Genomic DNA, 19,026 nt, shown 5'->3' with positions numbered 1-19,026 from the left:
GGATTCCTGCGCCCGCTCGAAGTCTGCCAACACCTAGTCGTTGGGCCACCGCGCACGAATTACGGTTTGCTAAAGTCTCGCCTTCAGCGGCACCCGGAAAGTCCTGAAGCCTTCGATATCGGGAAACCACTCCGCTGCTTCGCGCGAGGCCAACGTCAGAACCGCGGCCGGGACTTCGCCGCTGATCAGCCGCTCGATTGCCCCTCGCTGTCCTTCGCTGAACTGGACCTCCGCAGCTCCCGCCGCCATGAAGGCGGCGCTGACGCGTCCACTTGATGCGGATTGCTTCTCCTCGATCGCGATGTTTCTGTTGTTCAGGTCGGATAACGATTCAATTTCCGGACGCGCCAGCACAAGCGCCACCAGATTGTCCGTACTGTCTGTCGATACGGATGCAGTCTTGTCAGTATCGCTCACGTCGGCGGGTGCTGCTTCCGGATTGTCCGATTTGCTGGACGCTTCCCGCCCCGTCCCGATCGCCGTGACGAGATCGGCCATTCCCGTCGCTTCCACAAGCTGCTGCTGGATGGTTCGAGAAGCCGGAGCGGGAGTAACGCCGGCCGAGGGAGGCAACGCAGTCGCCTCGGGCGCGGCAGGCGTCGCGGCGATCTCAAGCGTGGCCGGCGGCGGCAGGGTGACCTCGGATTTGACCTCCGACTTGGGAGCCTCCGCAGGCTGCGACGCAGCGACGGCGGCTGCCTGACTGGGCTCGGGGCTATCAGAGATTTCCAGTTTGCGCTCCGGCGGCTGCCCACCCGCGACAGCCTTTTCGCGAGCCACTGGCGCCGTAGCCGCCGGAATGTTCTTCCTGGCTGCTGCGAGAGCGGGAGCGGCGGCCTTTTTGGCGGTTGGCGGCCTCGTACTGGACGCCGCCTTGCTGCTGCGCGGCGCGGTGCGGGAAACGGAGGCGCCCTGCCTCGCTACGCGTGCGGGACTGGCGTGTTCTGGTCTTGCGGTTTCGGCCTCAGCCGGCACCGCGATTTCAGTCTCGCGAACCGCGCGGTGCCGGGCAGATAATGTCTGATCAGACCAGGCCATGTAGGACTGGCACGCGCGATTGCACGGCAGCCCGTCGATATAAACGACGCCAGGTGAATCCAGCGGATTGGCCTGCAGGGCTCCACTCGAACAAACCGACAGGATCAGGGCCGGCAAAATCCATCTTCTCGACATGACTGCTCCGTTCGAACGCGCGTGGTGTTCGACGCGAGCTACGAGCGGATGGAGATGAGAGTTTCAAAAACGATCATGTTTTGTGGATCGCTACGCGCGCCGCATACTACGCGCTGATTGCGAGCCACCCGGTCGGCGCAAAGCGCCGCCGGATGCCTCGCAAAGACGCGGTGGGTTCTGAATTTAGTTCGGCACCGCCCGTTTCGCGGCCGTGACTGCATTTGCATTCACGGTGCCGCCGCGCAGCAGGTTGAACGCGGCGTTGAGCGCCTTGTCGTCCTTTTCGTTCGGCGGGACGTAGGCTTGCGAGCCGGTCTGCTCGGCGCCGTCGGCGGCGAGGTGGCCGCGCATCGAGGCTTCGCCTTTCAGCTCGGCGCGGCCCTTGAGTTCATCGGGCACGTCCTGCAGCACCTCGACGTCGGGCGCGATGCCCTGGGCCTGGATCGAGCGCCCCGACGGCGTGAAGTAGCGCGCCGTGGTCAGCGCCAGCGCGCCGTTGCCCTGCCCGAGCGGAATGATGGTCTGCACCGAGCCCTTGCCGAAAGTGCGCGTGCCGATCAGCGTGGCGCGCTTGTGGTCGCGAAGCGCGCCGGCCACGATTTCGGACGCCGAAGCCGAGCCGCCGTTGATCAGCACGACCAGCGGCTTGCCCTTGGTGATGTCGCCGCCGCGCGCGGTGAAGCGCTGGGTTTCCTCCGAAGTGCGGCCACGCGTCGAGACCACCTCGCCCCGGTTCATGAAGGTGCTCGAAACCGACACCGCCTGGTCGAGTAACCCGCCGGGATTGTTGCGGAGATCGATCACATAGCCCGTCAGTTTTTCCGGCGGAACTTCCTTCGAGATGCTGGCGATGGCTTTCTTCAAGCCGTCGGTGGTCTGCTCGTTGAAGCGGGTGATCCTGATGTAACCGATGTCGCCGCCGTCGGCCTTGAAGCGGACCGGCCGCACCCGGATGATCTCGCGCACGATGGCGACGTCGATCGGCGCGGCGGCCCCCTTGCGCACGACCTTGAGGCGGATCTTGCTGTTGGCGGGGCCCTTCATCCGGCCCACCGCCTGTTCGAGGGTCATGCCCTGGATGACCTCGTCGTCGATCTGGGTGATCACGTCGCCTGACAGCATGCCGGCCCTGGCCGCGGGCGTATCGTCGATAGGCGTCACCACCTTGACGAGGCCGTCTTCCATCGTCACCTCGATGCCGAGCCCACCGAACTCGCCATGGGTGGTCTCCTGCATGTCGCTCCAGCCCTTCTCATTCATGTACCGCGAATGAGGATCGAGCGCCGAGATCATGCCGTTGATGGCGCCTTCCATCAGCTTGGAATCGTCGGGCTTCTCGACGTAGCTGGTCTTGATCCGCTCGAACACATTGCCGAACAGATTGAGCTGGGTGTAGGTGTCGGAACGGGCCGCGGCCTTTGCCGCCGCCACCAGATGCGCCCCTTGAGGTCCGATCACGAGAGCGGTCAGACACGCACCCGTCACCGTGCCGAGAAGAAAGGCAAAATTCCTGCGCATCGTGGGGCGTCCCTCTATCTCTACGGACGCCCACACCATCCCTGTGAATCGGCGCCCCTGTCCCGGCCCCGCCAACTCACAATGGCTTTTTGGTCGGATCAAGGCACGCCGACCGGGGGCAATACGGTCGCTTTCAGAGTGTGAATGAAATCATCACGTTAGATGGCGAGTTCGTCGTGCCCTGGCTAGCCGGCATCTTCTACTTTGCAGCGCCTTCGGCGGATTTGGCCTTTGACTTCGCTGCCGGCGCCTTGGCCGCCGCTTTCGGCGGTGTGCTGTCGCCGCGCATCGTCCCCCAGGGGTCCGAATTCTTCTGCTGCTCGGGGATGTTGCCGAGCGATCTCCGGTAGGCCCGCTCGGCGTCCTTCTCGGCCGCGATTTGCGAGGGCGTCTTGGGCTTGTCCTCCTCGCCATATCTGGCGGGACCTTGTTGGGCGGCGGCGGATCCGGCCAAAAAAGCGATCACGGCGACAGCGCCCAGGATTCTGCCAACAACTTGCATGCGACTACTCCCTGAAATTGGCCCCAAGAAATTGGTCCCAAGCCTTAGCACAGCCGGCGTACGGGCTTAAGCGCCGGATTGGGCCGCGACGCAAATCGCCGTGGCCGTTGCCGAGGCCGGTCCGGTTTTGTAAACGACTGCCATGAATTCGCCGCCAGTGCCCCATTCCGTCGATCCCTTGCTGTTCGACCTCGGCCGTGTCGTGCTCGACATCAGTTTCGAAGAGGTAATGACGTGCTGGGCAGGGCATGCGGGCTGCGCGCCTGCCGACCTCGCCGGACGCTTTGTGGTGGACGACAGTTTCAAGCACCACGAGACCGGCCGGATCGACGACGCGGCGTTCTTTGCAGGTCTGCGCCAGTCGCTCGGCATCGGCATCACGGACGCGCAGTTCCTGGAAGGCTGGAACGCGATCTTCACCGGCGAGATGCCCGGAATTTCGCCGCTCCTGGCGCGTGCAGCAAAACGCCTGCCGCTCTATGCTTTTTCCAACACCAATCCGGCCCATGTCACACATTTTTCGCGGGCCTATGCGGATGTGCTCGGCCATTTCCGCGAGATATTCCTGTCCTCCAGCATCGGTTTGCGCAAACCCGACGCCGAAGCCTATGATCATGTGGTAAAAGCGATCGGCGTGCCGGCGTCGCGGATCCTGTTCTTCGACGACTCGGCTGCCAATATCGAAGGTGCGCGGGCGCGCGGCCTTTCTGCCATCCACGTGACATCGACGGATGACGTGGCGAGGGCACTGACCGCACTTGGAATTTGAGGGAGGTCTGCCCGTGGCGTTGATGCCGGTTGCCGATGCATTGTCTGCCATCCTTGCGGGCGCCGATCCCGTCCCTGAAGAAATGGTGGCGCTCGATGAGGCGTATCACCGCATTCTCGCACGCGACGTCGCCGCGCGGCGGACGCAGCCGCCGCAGGCGATGTCGGCGATGGACGGCTATGCGGTGCGCGCGGCTGACGCCGCCGATGTCAGCGCACGGCTGAAGGTGATCGGCGAGGTCGCCGCCGGCCGCCCGTTCGAGCGGAAGGTCGGCCCGGGCGAAGCGGTGCGGATCTTTACCGGCGGCGTGATTCCCGACGGCGCCGACGCCGTCATCATCCAGGAAGACACTGGCGTAGAGGGTGATCATATCACCATCACGGAAGCTGCCGTTCCGGGGCGGCATATCCGCGCCGCGGGCGTTGATTTCCGCGAAGGCGACTTCCTCCTCAAACGCGGGCGCCGCCTCACCGACCGCGACCTCTCACTCGCCGCCGGCATGAACTACCCGGAGCTTGCAGTGCACCGTCGCCCGAAAGTTGCGATGCTGGCGACTGGCGACGAACTGGTGATGCCGGGCGCAAGCCCCAGCCCCGGCCAGATCGTCTATTCCAACGGCTACAGCTTGCGGGCGCTGGCGCGGGCCGAGGGAGCAGAAATCATTGACCTCGGAATCGCCGCCGACACCGTCGCCGCGACCGCGGAAGGCATCAGCCGTGCTCGCAAGGCCGACGCCGACATCCTGATCACCATTGGCGGCGCTTCGGTCGGCGACCACGACCTCGTCAAGCGGTCGCTGGAGGCCGAGGGCATCGCCATGGCGTTCTGGCGGATCGCGATGCGGCCGGGCAAGCCGATGATGCATGGCAGGCTGGAGGCGATGCGGGTGATCGGCCTGCCCGGCAATCCCGTTTCCTCCTATGTCTGCGGCTTCCTGTTCCTGGTGCCGCTGATTCGCGCTCTATCGGGCCGCGATACCATCCATCACCCGCGCGAAAGCGCCCTGCTCGGCCGCGATCTCGCCGCCAACGACCAGCGCGAAGACTATCTTCGCGCCTACCTCGAAACGCGCGACGACGGCACGCTGGTCGCCGTGCCGGTGAACCATCAGGACTCGTCGCTATCAGGGAATCTCGCTGCGGCACGGGCACTTGTGATACGTCCGCCGTTCGCGCCGGCTGCCGCAAAGGGCTCGCCTTGCGAGCTGCTCCGGCTGCCGGAATGACGCCTGAACCGCGCTCCGACAGCACTTTGGGCCGGAACCGCAATGCGTTCACCTGAAATTAAGTGGTTGCGGAACACATATCGAACATATAGTGTCCGTTCATGATTTGTTTCGACTGCTAGTGTCTTTGATTGGGAGTTGGGGGACTCCGCGATCTTGGGCTCTGAAGATTCGGAACGAGACGACGCCAACCGGGGGATTGCTCGCGATGCTTACGCGCAAACAGTACGAACTTCTGCGTTTCATCAATGAACGGCTGAAAGAGGCCGGCGTGCCGCCCTCCTTCGACGAGATGAAGGACGCGCTCGATCTGCGCTCGAAATCCGGAATCCACCGCCTCATCACGGCACTGGAGGAGCGCGGCTTCATCCGTCGCCTGCCCAACCGCGCCCGCGCCATCGAAGTCATCAAGCTGCCTGAGCTCGCAGCCGCCGCCAACAGCCGCCGCGGCTTCACGCCGAGCGTCATCGAGGGCACGCTCGGCAAGCGCACGGTGAGCGCGCCGGCCGCCGAGGACGACGGCAATCGCCCGGTCGCCGTGCCTGTCATGGGCCGGATTGCCGCCGGTACGCCGATCGAGGCGCTGCAGACCCGCAGCCACACCATCAGCGTACCGCCTGACATGCTCGGCTCCGGCGAACATTACGCGCTCGAAGTGCGCGGCGATTCCATGGTGGACGCCGGCATTCTCGACGGCGACATGGCGCTGATCCAACGCAACGAAACCGCCGACACCGGCGACATCGTCGTGGCGCTGATCGACGAGGAGGAAGCGACGCTGAAGCGCTTCCGCCGCCGCGGCGCCTCGATTGCGCTCGAGCCCGCCAACACCGCTTATGAAGTCCGCATCCTGCCGCCGAACCGGGTCCGGATTCAGGGCAAGCTGATCGGGCTGTACCGCAAATACTGACCCATTATGCCGTCCGGGCCGTGACGGAAAAGAGCCCCGGCCCGTGGCCGGGGTTTTTTGTTGCACGTGTGGAACTAAGGCACGTTAGCGCGTTTGTGAATGTGGCGCAGTGCGCCAGTCGCAGAATTGCCCAGAACAGAGAAAAGGCTCTGCGCCATGTCCACTCTGATAGAGGCCTGTGCCTCCTTCTAGACACGGGTCAGCTATCTCAAACGAGGGAGCCATCCGATGTGTGACTATAGCCTGCATGCTGTGGCTACGCGGCCTGCCGAGGTCGGCGAGACGCTGATCACGACGACATTCCGCGGTACATCGACCCGCGGCTTTGCGTCGGAACGCGAGCCTGCAGTGGCGGTCTGCATGCTTCCCGGCACCGAACTGGCGTTCGCTGAGGACGTCAAATACGACAACCGGTGGATCTGGACTCGAACCACCGACTGGCGGGTCGGCAAGTTCAATCAAATCGACCCCCATATATCCGACCGTCACCATGACGCGATCGAATTTCCCGACGGAAGCCATGTGCTGGTGACGCAGCTTTGCGAAGGCCAGCGCGCGACCGTGCTGCAATTGCCGGTGGTCCAGACCGGTGGCGAACGCGCGCCGAAGGTGACGGAAGCGCCTCCGGCCGAATCGATCGTGACCGGATAAACGCCCACGCGAATACGATCCGCCGGTCCAGGCCGGCGGATCGTGGTGGTTCATTTTTCAGAACTCGGCACCGCAGGGGGGCAGTCGGTGGTCAACAAGGTTACGTGGCAAAAAGCCGGGCGCGTCACTGAGCCCGGGCGGTACATGTTCAGGTACGGCTGGCTCACCATCACGGCCGAAGATCTCGCAATCTGGCGGCAATTCCCTGACGCATCGTTCACGCTGGTCGCTCTGCCGTCGGCGCCCGACGCGCCCGAGGAATTCCATCTCGGCGCGTTCGAAATACCAGCCAAGCCCACGGTCGACGAGCACTGAAGATCATCTACTCCTCCGCCTGCAGGTCTGCCTCGGCCGGCGTGGCATCGACGCTGCGCGGTGGCACGACGCGCGGCGCAAGCACGGTGGTGTCGGCCTCGCGCTCGCCGGCTATGGCCGGCGACCACGGGCGGTCGATGCCTCTCGGCTTGACCGCCTCGACGACAAATCCCTCCCGGCTGCGCCGCAACGCCATCGCGCCCTGCCGCCGCAGTCGTTCGGCGCCGATGACGGAAGCACCGCATGCCGGCGGGGCCTGCCGCAGCGTCACAATGATTGCTGCGCGCTCGCAATCGTCCGAAAACGCCTCGGGTCTGAGCGCCTGCGCGATCAGGGCACCGCCGGCGGATTGCACCACGCAGCCAAGATCGTCGCATGAGACACCTGACGTGAGCGAGGCGTCAGCCGCGGTTCGCGCGTCCGCATCCGCCGCCAGCCACTCCTTCAAAAGAAAGACGTCCCGAGACCCCTTGCCCGCGTGCATCAAATGTAGCCGGCCATCCTGGCCGCGCACCCCGACATTGCGCCCGTCGGCGGAAATCAGGATATCCGGCTGCGGCACCCTCGCCGCCCACAGCGCCGCTGATAGTACCAGCGCCGCACCCGACCAGCGCAGCGGCGTGCGCAACAGGCCGAGCAGGATGATGCCGAGGCTCGCCGCAATCAGCGGGCCGATGCCGAAGGCCGGCACCCGGCCGACCGCGCCGGGTAACGCCGCGACCCATTGCGTCACCGCAATCATCCAGTCGATGCCGAGGCCCATGATCGCCCAGAACAGTCGATCGAAGCCGAACGGCATCGCGACGAGGCCGAGCAGGCCCGCCGGCATCACCAGCGCGGAGACCACCGGCATCGCCGCGAGGTTGGCGAGCACGCCGTAAGGCGTGACCCGGTGAAAGTGAAAGGCGGCGTAAGGCATGGTCGCGAGCCCCGCCACCAACGAGGCCAGCAACAGCATGGTGACTTCGCGGCCGCCCCACAGCGCCACGCGTGCCGTTGCGGTATGATCCGCCGTCGCGAACAGGCGCGGCATGCCGATCTGCACCAGCGCCACCAGCCCGAGCGTCGCCGCAAACGACATCTGAAAGGCGGGATGTACGTCCGAAATTAGGCTGTTAAGCCAATAGCTTAACTTGCCTCCCGAACCCCGCTCCGGGACTTTTTCCGGGAGTTTCGGCTATTGGCAAGATACTCGACCGCTTCGGCAACGTCTTCATCGAGAACGTGAGCGTAGCGCAAGGTGCTTTTGATGTCGCGATGATTGAGCGCCTTCTGAACCAGCTTCAAATTGCCGGTGCCCCGCAACAGCTTGCTTCCGAAGTCGTGGCGGAAATCGTGGAAGCGGAAATCGTTCACACCTGCATCGGCGCGCATCCGCTGCCATGCGCTCTTGGTCCCATTGTACGTGATCGGATAGCGCTGCCCCCTCACCCGTCCCAGCCGCTTGTTCCCGTAAACTGCAACGTAGGTAAACACGAACTCCGGGTGCTGGTCCTGCAACGGAAAGAGGATTTCCCTCACGGTGTCCGTGATCGGAAACACGATGCGTCGCCCGCCCTTGCCGATGCGCACGATCTGGCGCGTGCCGAAGTTGACTTCCGACCAGCGCAGCGTCACGCATTCCTTGAGCCGCATACCACTGGCTCTCACGAACTCGAAGAACGGCTCATAGTCGGCGCGCACGGCGTCATCGAGCGCCGCCGCTTCATCGTCCTGTAGCTCGCGGATGCGCTCAACGGGCTCGGGTAGCAGCAAGTCGTCCCATTTCGGCTCGTTCTCGAATACCGCCCCTTCTGCCTTGGCGAAAGTGAACAGCCGTTGCAGGACCTTGGTGGTCGAGCGATTGACGGTCGCGTTTGCAATCAGCGGCGCGTTCTCCTGATCCTTGCGCCCCGAAACCCGATGGCCGCGACGCCATGACACAAGTTTTGTAGCCTTGGCATGATCGATGTCGGTGAGCGGCGTTGCCTTGCCGAAATAGTTCACCAGCCGCGCAAGGTTGGTGTCAGTTGCGTCCGGGTCCGCGTCGTACTGCCCATGTTCGTTATACAGTCGGGCGGCAACGTCGTCGATCAGAAGCGATGTGCGGGAACGCTTCATCGCCTTTACTTGCGTCTTTGCCTTCTCGCGCTCTAGCGCCTCAAACTTTTCCGCTTCTCGCTTAGACGTGCATTCCGTTGAGCCGTGAAACCGATGACCTCCGACTTGGAAGTCGAAGTGATAGTACGGCGATTTGTTTCCCGGCTTATAGACGGACACTCGAATCTCCTGCGCTTATCAATGAAGGTCCGTAAATCGATAGGGTGAATCTTCCGCTGCAATCGCTCGTGGCCCGTGCCGGTCACGATGCAGGGAAGATCACCCGCCATGACATGTCGCACTACCGTCCGCTTACAAATTCCCAATTCGTGCGCGGCTTCATCGAGAGTTAGCAGCCGCTCGTTGTCATTGGCCGCGACTGGCGGCCGAAAGGCATCTGTCATCGGAATCTTCCAATGTTCCAACCTGCATGGACGGGAAAGAGGAGTCAACGAAAAACGTTGACAGGCAAAAAGCCGTGCGTCTATCGCTCTTTAGCGTAGCGCACTCCGCCGCCATGACCGTTGCGGGCTGGAATAAATTCAATTCCAGCCCGCTCCAGAGCGGCCTTCATCTTCGCGATATTTGCGGCACTGGTCTCGCGCAATTCGCCTTCGAAGTTTCGCACCGTTGAATCGCCAACATCGGCGGCCTTGGCAAGCTGCCCCTGAGTCCAATCAAGGAAAGCTCGCGCGCCACGGCATTGTTGGGGGGACATAGACATGCCGCTTTTTTAAGCTAAGTTAGTTGATGGTGGCCACCAGAAAATCGCGTCGCTTTGACGGTGGCCCATCTGTTTCAATCTTCAACGTGCCAGCTTCAAGCAGCCGTTGCATGGCCTGCGCCATCTTTTGCTTGCTGTAGCGCTTGGCGTCCGGGTGTTCTGCGATCTTCTTAGGCGCGTAGGTGGAGCCGACGTTAGGACTGAGCCGGAATCCTAACGTCGATAGCTTCCAGAACACATCCATGAATACGTCATCCGCCGCGCGATTGGCCATATTCGCGGCGGCAGGATCGTTACCGCCATCGACCACGAAGCCGCCGTCATCCCACATGAGCGGAATCTCTTCGCCAACCTTCCCGTAATTGGTCTTCACAACCTTGATAACTCGCCGGTCGGGATCATCTTTGACCTGCGTCAGGTAGAGTCGCCCGCGCACGCTCGCATTCCACGCCGTGCTGCCGGATAGGCCAGTGCCCGAGTTCATGCCGGTGAGCGATGGATGACTTAGCAGCATCACTGTGCAATCGTGTTTGAACGCCAAGCCAGCAAGTTTTTGAACGAACTGCCGCACCTGGCTTCGGTTGATTTCGTCGCCGCTGTAGCAGTCCGCCAAGGGGTCCAGTACAACAAGCCGTGGCTTGAACTCTTCGATTTGGATTGTCAGCTTCGCAAACGCGGCCGTGGTCGTGATGATGTTGCCCTTACCACCGGCTTGCCCGGCCAGAGTGGCATCAAGCCCGGCCATCGGAATCACGCGAACGTCGCCAAGATCGGCCAGCGCACGGCCTGCCTTCGTCACCGCAGCCGCAAATCGTCTGTGTAACTCGGCGGCTTCATCTTCTGCCGTATACAACAGCGCGCGCCCTTGCGTCACATCCTTGCCGAACCATTGTAAGCCGAGTGCCGTTGCAACGATCAACTGAATGGCGGTGGTGGTTTTGCCCGTGCCACCATCACCGCTGTACAATGTCACGGCGCGATGGGGAATGATGCCGTCTACTAGCCACTGCCGTTCCGGGATCGGCTGGCCATGCCAGTCGCGCGGATCAATTAGCGGCAGGGGATCAATCGAATAGTACTGTTTGGTGAATTCCTCCCAATGGTTTGACTTTTCGTTCCGTGTCTCGCCATTCATGTTCCTCATGCCGCAGCCCTGTCGTCATCGATCCAGATGCGCTTCTTGCCTTCGATCTTGGCAGCTTTCCAAACATCGCTGTCGGGGTCCACGTTCAATGGCCACAGGTACGCCTCGTATAAGAGGCGAAGCGCGATTGACGAATTGTCCACCAGCACGTCACCAGCATTCCGCAATTCAGGAATGGCTTCAACACGAAGCGCCATCACTCCCTTGCAGCCGGTGCGCAGCCAGTGCCACCAGCTTTCACAGATTCCGAGCGGCGCGGTACGCGATTTGTCATAGATCGCGGCGCGGTTCAGAAAACGGGCTGCGTGGGTTACACACCCCCACACGTCAAGCTTTGCCTGACTTAGACGCCATGCCACGATGTCCACGGTCGCACCATCTTCGATGACAGGCATGACGATAGCGCGTTGTGTGCCCGTCGAGTCCGGCACGAACTGGTGTTGGTAGATGTGAGAGACTTTCGCGGGGACAAATCGACCTTTCATTTCCGCAATCGGGCCGAACGCGCGAACGGTGTCGATATTCCCGTGCTGATCAATCCAATCATCAACGGCCGGTGAGTCATAGGCATACTGTTGATACAGCTTCTCTGTTTCGTTCATTAGGGTTCCAAAAGCGCGACATTAACCCCGCGCGCGTGGGCATTGGTGAGCAAAGTGGACGAGCACCCATGGACGGTTGCGGCACACGCAACAACTGCGCTAGATTCTGCCATCCAGAGGTAGAGCCCACCATGTCTGATGAGGATAAGCCGTCGGAGAAGTCCGGCACGCTAGAAGTAGTGAAACAAGTCATTGGCGACATCAACTTGCCGAAGCTGATCGCTGGCCCGGCCGGTGATGCTATTTCGCGGCTCATTGCCGGCGGTGCGGACATCCCAGCCGCGTGGTTGGAGCAGAAAGCCAAATCTATTCGGGACAAGACTGCCGCTCAGAGCCAAATTGCTAAGACCTTAGCTGATGCTGCATCGGAGTTGGTCAAGAACGACCCGGGGCTTGTGCAAAGAGCGGCAGACGCGTTCCTAGCAAAAGAGCTTCGTCATCAGCACAACCGCGAGACAATCGCGGTAAAGGCAATCGAGCAGCTAAAAGAGACATCGGACGCGGAAACAACTAAGCCCGACGACGATTGGCTGAACATGTTTGCGCGACACGCGCAAGAGGCGTCATCCGAGCGGCTTCAAGACATGTGGGCGCGGGTGCTCGCGGGCCAATTGCGTAAGCCGCACTCGTTCTCGCTTCAAACGCTGCGTTTCATTTCAGAATTGGATGAGCAAATTGCAGCGCTGTTCGACAAATGGTCGGTTCGGGTAATCGGTGCCGAGCTAATTGCGTTTCCAGAAACACATGGCGACAACTTTACCGAACTCCTGGCATTGGAAGAATACGGTTTGGTAACAGGAGTAACAGGCAATCTTTCTAGGCAATTTCGTGAGAAAAAAGACGTGCCGGCCGCACCGATCTTGAGATGGGCGTTCCCGTTCAAGGATCACGTTCTGCTAGTTGATATCAGGCAACAGGCGACCGTCGAGGTTCCAATTGTCCTTCTGACGAGGATTGGGCGCGAATTGTTTTCGGTCACTCGGACACCGGGCACGATTGAGCCGGTTAAGGCGTTTGCAGATCAGTTTCCGAAGGAAAATGTGGAACGGCTAATGCTTTTGACAAAGGCGCTTCCGAATACCGAACCAGAAGTTCTTTGGCGGAAACCGGGTGAGGCTGCGGGCTGATTCTCCATTTTGCGGATGCGTGAATCTTGCCACCCGCCGGTCAAAGCCCTCGTTTGGTTAAGGATGGACCGCCCCCCGAAGGGAGCGGCCCGCGCCAGCGCTTGTTAGGTGCTGATCTTCAACAGCTTGATGGCGTCAGTGTCAGCTACGCCACCGCCGACTCGCCGGTAGCCGTAAAAAATTACGTTCGGCTTGCTGCTAAAGGGGTCGCGCAACCAGCGAACGCCGGGCTTATCAGCGGTCACGTAGGCACGCCGCCAATTTGCGAAAGCGATAGGGAACGTACCAGCGGATACCGAGTCCATGTTCTCATCAAAATAGACTGGACGGCCCAACAGGGTTGGCGGCACGCCAGCGGTCACGCTATCGCGCCACAAATATCTTCCTTCGCTATCCTTTAAACCGTCCAACTGACTCGCCGTGCCCGAACTCATGAGCCATGACGCGTTTGCACGATGCGGTGCGCGCATCTTCCAAAACAGGCTCTTGATGCCGTCAAGCGTGACCGCACCTGCGCTGCCGCTCACAACAAACTGAATCTTCGAGAAGTCGCGCGTGAAGTCATCAGCCGAGTCGGTAGCATAGGACATAAAACCCTTCGGCTGTGCAACGCCGCTTCCACGAACGAACGCGAGTCCTTCGGTCCTTGCGAAACGATCACTGGCACGTTCAACGATGAAGCCAGCCATGTCAAAGCGGCTGTCATCGAGTAGTCGCTGCGTGACCGGCTGGGTAGCGTAAAGTTCATTGACCGGCACATTCAGCAAGCCCAGCGTCGGCGTTGTGGTCGCGGGCCGTGACTGGCTTTCGCTAACCCATGTCGCAGCCGCGTCGCCAATCTGCATTGGCTCTTCGAAGCTGTCGAAGTTGCCGACCTCCACCACGCGCGCGAGTTGACGCATGGGGGACTGATCATAAAGCCTTCGTGCAATCTGATCGCTTAGTTGGGGAGTCGCTGTGTACCCGCCGTCCGGTGAGCTACCGGCCGACATGGTTTTGATTTCGGTATTGTGCCGAACGTAATCAGCGAGCGCCTTCTTCTCTTCGACAAGCGCTGCTTTGGCGTCATTGTCGTTGGCGTGTTGGGTAGTGAAGCGGTGGTTGTCGTTGGATGCGATTGCGGCACCCGGCCTACCCATCTTCGCTTCAAGCCGTTCCAGCGTTTCGCGAAGCTGTTTAACGTCGCTGGCCTGCGCCTTGAGCGCTGCCGTTGTAGTTTCGGCAAGCGTGTCAATCGCGTCTTCAACATCGACGGGGGTATCAATTTGTGCCAAAGGCATAGATTTGCTTTCTTTAGTGAAGATTTTCGATTGCCTGCGCAGCCGCAAGCAATTTCGTTGATAAAGATTGTTTCGCTATGAGAACGTCGCGCTCTTCGAATGCGTCTTTTGCAAGCGCCACAATGCGCTTCGCGTGTCGTCTCGACACGCCGTTGCCCCTTAGTATCTGCTCGATTACCCGGGGCGAATTCTGGTCGAAGATATCGGGTTTCGCTTTGATGCTAACCAACTTCGCGTTGGTGTTTGCTGGTACGGCCACACAAGATACCTCGTACAGCTTTATCTCATCGAGCCGCCGTTCTCTCTTGCCTAATGAGGTTGCGGCGGAAACTTGATAGCCGATCGAGAATGCAAGCGCGCCAGCCTTCATCAACGCGTAAGCTTCGGCCGCGCGGTTGACCTCTAAGGTCAACCGGCCTTCCATGAACAAGCCGTGCGCATCTTCAACCAGCTTTGTGATTACGCCGATGGGCTGGCTCATGTCGTGCGACCACAACAGCGCAGGCGAAGTACCAGCCGCTTTATGTTGCGTGATGGTTTTCGTGAATGCGCCCGGAGCGATGATATCGCCATAGGCGTCCGGCTGGCCGCCAAACGTGCTGGCGTATCCGCTGAATTCACCAGCTTGACTGGATGAAGAGAACTTGACGGCCAGCGGAATTGAATGCTGGTAGTCAGTAGACATACGTTTCGCGTCCTTGCAGGTTGATGTCTGCGCAGATGTCGAACAGCGTTTTGCCGGTAAGAAAGTTGCTGCGCCGAACGGTGCGATCCTTCCATGCCTCTTCATCGCCACCGTAAGTTATTTCAGCGGCTCGATTCACGCATGGAATGCGCAGCACCGCCTTCGGAGTCGTGGTGTCGTAGATTTCAAACGCGGCGCGATAGGCAATGGCGCTGAAATCGGTGCGTTGCTGTTCGAGAAATGAATGCAGGATATCCTCGATCATCTGGCCAAGGGGTTTTCCCGAGTCAGATTCAAGTTGCCAGTGATGTTTGGCCACGCTGGCGGCCGAACGCGGTTCAGCGTTGGCAGACAGCGCCAACAGCAAAAACGTTAGGGCGCGATTGGGATCGTCGGGCCACGCGCCAGATTGCGTTAAGTTGTCAGCGACCTGTTCAACGATTCCCAAATCAATGCCGGTTCTACGGCTTACGATGCCAATAATATCTTGTCCGCTTGTCACGGATGGTTCCTTTCCAAATTGCAGTGAGCAAAACACCGCGCCGGGGGGACTCAGGGCGCGGCTTCAATTTCGGTACTGTTCTAAATGTACACCGCCGCCGTAGCGTGGTGTCTACAAGCCGCGCGAGACTCAAAGAGCATGGGAATCAAATTCCCATGCTCTTATTGTGCCATGTCGCGAATACGTGGTGTCTACAGGGTCTAAGCCGCACGCTTGATTACGGGGCCCCGTGACTGATTCAAGTAACTTGAATCGGGTTTACGCCGAATAACAGACGGATAGTTCTTTGTTCCGATAAGCGGCCACACATCCGGCGGACGCAGGCCGTTCTGTTCCAGCCGGTCAAGGTTTTCATAGAACCTAGCGAGATTTCGCAGCGCTGCCCGTAACAGCGCCTTCCCATAAGCGCTGGCACAAGCTCGATTCGTGTAACCGCCATCGTCCTCCCCCAGCGTTTGAGTTATCCGGTTTTCGACAATGACGCGTTTCAAAATTTCAAGATCATGTCCAAGTACATCGCGCATCACGTCCATCAGTTGTTGGGCGTAGAGGAAGCATATCGCGTTGGACTCTGCGGTGGCATTAGGTTGCGGGTCTGGCACGCTTGTATCCTCAAACTCAAGGTCATCACCCAACGACAAGCCGCGATCTTTGATGGCCAGTGGCGCGTCCTGTTCTCCCAGGTATTCGCCCCGAACTTCACGCCAATCATCTTCGGGCCGATCATTCACCGGTTCACCGCTCGCAAGGACGCAGTCTTTGCGGAAACGTTCCGCAGCGATCCAATGAAGGTGATTTTCGTAATCGTATTTTCCAAGTTCTCCGTTGTTGGCCATGACTTGCAGATGATACTTCACCCGCCGCGGGATGTTGTCGTTGCTCGCTGACCCAATGGTCCGGCCGTTGTCGATAACGCTCACGACCGACGCTTGGGGCAGTGCTTCGTTGGGGCGATAGCCAAACACTACCCTCTCGCTTTGGCCGGTCAGAGAGATTGTCGTGTTGTTGTTCGGTTTGGCTGCGGCTGGCGAACGTTGCCCCTCGTCATTGATCAGAATCGTACCAGCGCCGACTTCATCGGTTATTGTCCTCATCTAGCTTCGCTTCCCCTCGTTGTGGTATTCGTTCTGAAAATCTTCCCTCACAGTCTGTCTTCCCCTCTCTTAGGCGCGCGCGCCATCGCACGGCGCATGGACACGCCGTGTTCTCTTCTCTGCCTGAACGGCAGAAATCGGTTACCGCTGCGGGACAGCGCAGCGGTCCACCCGTGCGACTGCGCACGCGTGTTTGGTTTGTCTCGATTTAGAAAGCCTTCCCCATCTATAGCGATGTGACTCGCTACGGACCGCGCTGGTGTTCGATTGGACTATCGTGATGCGACGCGCATGGCCGCGCAGTGTCAGCGTGGGCAGTGTTTAGCCGAAACAGGCAAAAACTTCTATCAATCGTCAGGTTATTTTCTTTGAGGCGTGTCAGCGTGGGTAGTGTTTACCCGAAACAGGGAAAATCCTCAATCAATCGGCCGGTCATTTTTGTTGCAAGCCGTGTCAGCGTGGGCAGTGTTTAGCCGAAATCGGGAATTTGCTCAACGGTGCGTCGGGTCGCTTCGCTGCCAGCCGTAGAGAGGTGCAGCAGCACGAAATGCGCTCTACGGCGAACAATTTTTTATCCCGGTGCATCGAGTGCATACGCCAGCACTTTGAGACGGCGCAAAAACGGCGCCGAAGGGATCGATTGCGTGACGTGACTTAATTACGCGCATATCTCTCTGCACCGTAATCAGCCCAATCGGCGTGCCATCACCATTTAGTTCAACGAATGCGGTCGCACCCATCCGGTCGGTAACAACCATGGCTCGATTGCCTATGCCGGGCGAGATTCCAACCCGGCCAAATTGACCGTCGTTAGAGCTGGTATCAGGCGACGTGGTTATGAACACGTCTTCACTGTAGCTATCGATTTTGCATTTCAACACGTCAGCAACTGAAACTGCTGGCGCAAACGTCAGAAAGACAATGAGCGGCATTGCGAGACATGTTCGCATCTGAATATTCCCCCGCGCTCGCCTTACAGCTTCGTACACTTACCAATCATGATGTAAGGGGTGTTGCCCGGACTGTCACCTTCAACATATCCGAGTCCGTGAAATTCCTGAAACCGAAGCGTCTCAAAATTGAATATAAAATTGTAAGCCAGTCCCCCGCAGGCCATTTGAGGCGCTGCCATTGCGCCAATTGCGGCACGTTCGCAGCGATGCGCAATCCGATTTGAACCGGGTTGCTTTACGACGTAGTCGCTTTTTGTCTCGCCCTGCGAGATCACAAATTTATCGGCGTGAAAGCCCGCTCGTTCCCAAGCCGAGCCGTTCCACTTGAAGCCTGTGGATTGTTCGCCGATGCAGACATAGGTTTCGGCCGCGCTGACCGGCCCCACCATTCCGATGATCAACAGCATTGCGAGACATGTTCGCACCTGAATTACTCCCCCTGCCCAGCGGTGTTCTCTCAATTCTTATCGCTGCCCGGCGCATCCGTATCAAGCCGTAATGCCACCGCAGGCTCACAGTTGGCCATCCAGAGGCGCAATCCATGCAGCGGTCGATTGGCACACAATTGTTTGGGGCGTGTGGACGGCCATCCTAGCCGCCGCGCTGGCCTATGCGATCGTCTATCCATCTTAGCCGTTCGACAGGGCGGCCCGGTCTTCCGACCGGGGCCGTTCCTTCCAACGGCCCGGGGTATAAGGGGGAGAGAGCGAACCCATCGTTGGAAGGCGTTGGAAGCGGTTGGAAGGCGGTTGGCAGTATCGGTCGCACCAAGCTCTTTGCGGCGTTGTTGATGACGCAAGTTAAAGATTAGGCAGAGTCGGCCGAACGAAGATTTTCTTTAGCAATGATCGGTCCCGATGCGACTTCGCCATCGACGTGATGAGGTCGTCGTATTTTTTGGGGTTACTGGTGCGGAGCCGATCAAGCTTGTGTAGCCGCTCGTAGTTGCGGTAGGGGAGGATACCGGATTGTAGTGCGAATGAACTAAGGGCCACAGTGTCGGATAATGCGACGAAGGTGATTGTGATGATTGTAGCCAATGGAGAGAAATTTGGATGTCGGTAAATTTCGAGAAGAGTACTGAAATGAACGGCTGCCACCCCTGCGAACGCCAATAGTACGAGGACGACAGTTGCGACGACGAAAAATATCGCCGATGCAATATGCCATTTACTGATATTCCAATCAGGATTGTTGGGAACCGTCCAATAGAACACTTCGAGCCCATAGCTCACATTCAGGAAATTTGCCTTTTGCGCGTCTCCCTTTGACAGCCGATCGTTATTTGCGCGCAGAATGTTTTCAAGGACGCCTCGATGGTGTCCGATGAACGAAGTCCACAAAGCAAGGCCAGAGGAAACAAGGATAAAAGGTTCTCTTAAGTTTTTGCCCGCAGTGATGCCGAAGAGATTAAGGTTCACATCCGTACCGGTTAAAATCAGAACCAAATAAATGAAGGTCGGAAGCTGTAGAAAGAAAAGCGTCTGTTGCAGTTTTCCCAACTCGCCCCGGCGCTTATCGATCACTTCGAAAAACTTGTCGTTGAAAGGGGTTGTCGATCCAGCCGATTTTTTCAAGATCGATGCGAACTGTTCTCTTTGTATTGCATTAGCCGAAGAGAATGCTCGATCATTCCATTTGATTTTTCGCACTGGAAGCTCGTCCTAGTTCTTTGATTCGTTGTCGGCAGCGCATCATGGCACGCCCGGCGTGTATAAGGCGGCCTCTGAGGATTATCCCGGCTATTCACAGACTCCAGTGTCAGCGAACAAT

The 19,026-nt window shown here is 59.4% G+C and carries 20 protein-coding genes and 2 pseudogenes; 6 read left to right on the top strand and 16 right to left on the bottom strand.

Annotated elements, in window-relative coordinates; translation table 11 throughout:
* Positions 1 to 69 precede the first annotated feature (69 nt).
* The 3 genes from V1292_RS24280 to V1292_RS24270 all read right to left on the bottom strand — a co-directional run bounded on the left by V1292_RS24280 (position 70) and on the right by V1292_RS24270 (position 3,193).
* Positions 70 to 1,173 carry a hypothetical protein gene (locus V1292_RS24280; RefSeq protein ID WP_334375157.1) on the bottom strand — a complete coding sequence of 368 codons (1,104 nt, stop codon included), beginning with the start codon at positions 1,171 to 1,173 and terminating at the stop codon, positions 70 to 72.
* A gap of 183 nt (positions 1,174 to 1,356) precedes the next feature.
* Complete coding sequence (locus V1292_RS24275; RefSeq protein ID WP_334375156.1) at positions 1,357 to 2,691, bottom strand: S41 family peptidase; 1,335 nt, start codon at positions 2,689 to 2,691, stop codon at positions 1,357 to 1,359.
* Between the two features lie 199 nt (positions 2,692 to 2,890).
* Positions 2,891 to 3,193, bottom strand: coding sequence for a hypothetical protein (locus V1292_RS24270; RefSeq protein ID WP_334375155.1), 303 nt, complete (start codon positions 3,191 to 3,193; stop codon positions 2,891 to 2,893).
* Between the two features lie 142 nt (positions 3,194 to 3,335).
* On the opposite strand from V1292_RS24270, the gene V1292_RS24265 reads away from it, so the two are divergent.
* From V1292_RS24265 to V1292_RS24245, 5 genes are all read left to right on the top strand, one after another.
* A complete protein-coding gene (locus tag V1292_RS24265) occupies positions 3,336 to 3,962 on the top strand; it encodes an HAD family hydrolase (RefSeq protein WP_334375154.1) in 627 nt (208 codons plus the stop codon).
* A 13-nt stretch (positions 3,963 to 3,975) separates the two neighbouring features.
* Positions 3,976 to 5,187, top strand: a complete 1,212-nt coding sequence (locus V1292_RS24260) for a molybdopterin molybdotransferase MoeA (protein ID WP_334375153.1) — start codon at positions 3,976 to 3,978, stop codon at positions 5,185 to 5,187.
* A gap of 208 nt (positions 5,188 to 5,395) precedes the next feature.
* Positions 5,396 to 6,097, top strand: a complete 702-nt coding sequence (gene lexA / locus V1292_RS24255) for a transcriptional repressor LexA (RefSeq protein WP_057843135.1) — start codon at positions 5,396 to 5,398, stop codon at positions 6,095 to 6,097.
* Between the two features lie 228 nt (positions 6,098 to 6,325).
* Entirely contained in the window at positions 6,326 to 6,748 is a 423-nt protein-coding gene (locus V1292_RS24250) for a hypothetical protein (protein WP_065747201.1), read from the top strand.
* Between the two features lie 45 nt (positions 6,749 to 6,793).
* Positions 6,794 to 7,063 carry a hypothetical protein gene (locus V1292_RS24245; RefSeq protein ID WP_442895560.1) on the top strand — a complete coding sequence of 90 codons (270 nt, stop codon included), beginning with the start codon at positions 6,794 to 6,796 and terminating at the stop codon, positions 7,061 to 7,063.
* 7 nt (positions 7,064 to 7,070) lie between these two features.
* On the opposite strand, the pseudogene V1292_RS24240 reads toward V1292_RS24245, so the two are convergent.
* From V1292_RS24240 to V1292_RS24220, 6 genes and pseudogenes are all read right to left on the bottom strand, one after another.
* Positions 7,071 to 8,162: pseudogene (locus V1292_RS24240) on the bottom strand (ComEC/Rec2 family competence protein); the annotation flags it as partial.
* Between the two features lie 29 nt (positions 8,163 to 8,191).
* Positions 8,192 to 9,322, bottom strand: a complete 1,131-nt coding sequence (locus tag V1292_RS24235) for a tyrosine-type recombinase/integrase (RefSeq protein WP_334375152.1) — start codon at positions 9,320 to 9,322, stop codon at positions 8,192 to 8,194.
* A gap of 20 nt (positions 9,323 to 9,342) precedes the next feature.
* Positions 9,343 to 9,546: pseudogene (locus V1292_RS33930) on the bottom strand (helix-turn-helix domain-containing protein); the annotation flags it as partial.
* Between the two features lie 80 nt (positions 9,547 to 9,626).
* Positions 9,627 to 9,866 carry a helix-turn-helix transcriptional regulator gene (locus V1292_RS24230; RefSeq protein ID WP_334375150.1) on the bottom strand — a complete coding sequence of 80 codons (240 nt, stop codon included), beginning with the start codon at positions 9,864 to 9,866 and terminating at the stop codon, positions 9,627 to 9,629.
* Positions 9,867 to 9,885: 19 nt separating this feature from the next.
* Positions 9,886 to 11,001, bottom strand: coding sequence for an AAA family ATPase (locus V1292_RS24225; protein WP_334375149.1), 1,116 nt, complete (start codon positions 10,999 to 11,001; stop codon positions 9,886 to 9,888).
* 5 nt (positions 11,002 to 11,006) lie between these two features.
* A complete protein-coding gene (locus V1292_RS24220) occupies positions 11,007 to 11,612 on the bottom strand; it encodes a hypothetical protein (RefSeq protein WP_334375148.1) in 606 nt (201 codons plus the stop codon).
* Positions 11,613 to 11,743: 131 nt separating this feature from the next.
* Between V1292_RS24220 and V1292_RS24215 the strand changes: the two genes are divergently transcribed.
* Positions 11,744 to 12,739, top strand: a complete 996-nt coding sequence (locus V1292_RS24215) for a DUF2806 domain-containing protein (protein ID WP_334375147.1) — start codon at positions 11,744 to 11,746, stop codon at positions 12,737 to 12,739.
* 104 nt (positions 12,740 to 12,843) lie between these two features.
* Here the strand turns inward: V1292_RS24215 and V1292_RS24210 are convergent, their stop codons facing one another.
* From V1292_RS24210 to V1292_RS24180, 7 genes are all read right to left on the bottom strand, one after another.
* On the bottom strand, positions 12,844 to 14,067 hold the full coding sequence (locus V1292_RS24210; protein ID WP_334375146.1) for a phage major capsid protein: 1,224 nt from the start codon (positions 14,065 to 14,067) through the stop codon (positions 12,844 to 12,846).
* Positions 14,033 to 14,704, bottom strand: a complete 672-nt coding sequence (locus tag V1292_RS24205; RefSeq protein ID WP_334375145.1) for an HK97 family phage prohead protease — start codon at positions 14,702 to 14,704, stop codon at positions 14,033 to 14,035. The genes V1292_RS24210 and V1292_RS24205 overlap by 35 nt, the downstream gene beginning before the upstream one ends.
* On the bottom strand, positions 14,694 to 15,206 hold the full coding sequence (locus tag V1292_RS24200; protein ID WP_334375143.1) for a hypothetical protein: 513 nt from the start codon (positions 15,204 to 15,206) through the stop codon (positions 14,694 to 14,696). Before V1292_RS24200 ends, V1292_RS24205 begins: the two co-directional genes overlap by 11 nt.
* A 200-nt stretch (positions 15,207 to 15,406) precedes the next feature.
* Complete coding sequence (locus tag V1292_RS24195) at positions 15,407 to 16,300, bottom strand: hypothetical protein (RefSeq protein WP_334375142.1); 894 nt, start codon at positions 16,298 to 16,300, stop codon at positions 15,407 to 15,409.
* Positions 16,301 to 16,854: 554 nt separating this feature from the next.
* Positions 16,855 to 17,232 carry a hypothetical protein gene (locus V1292_RS24190; protein WP_334375141.1) on the bottom strand — a complete coding sequence of 126 codons (378 nt, stop codon included), beginning with the start codon at positions 17,230 to 17,232 and terminating at the stop codon, positions 16,855 to 16,857.
* 41 nt (positions 17,233 to 17,273) lie between these two features.
* Complete coding sequence (locus V1292_RS24185; protein WP_334375140.1) at positions 17,274 to 17,660, bottom strand: hypothetical protein; 387 nt, start codon at positions 17,658 to 17,660, stop codon at positions 17,274 to 17,276.
* A 393-nt stretch (positions 17,661 to 18,053) separates the two neighbouring features.
* A complete protein-coding gene (locus V1292_RS24180; protein ID WP_334375139.1) occupies positions 18,054 to 18,905 on the bottom strand; it encodes a hypothetical protein in 852 nt (283 codons plus the stop codon).
* Between the last annotated feature and the right edge of the window lie 121 nt (positions 18,906 to 19,026).

The organism is Bradyrhizobium sp. AZCC 1719 (assembly GCF_036924525.1).
In the GTDB taxonomy this organism is placed as follows: domain Bacteria; phylum Pseudomonadota; class Alphaproteobacteria; order Rhizobiales; family Xanthobacteraceae; genus Bradyrhizobium.
Note: the sequence above shows the minus strand (reverse complement) of the source record. Positions and strands in the feature narration are given on the sequence as shown.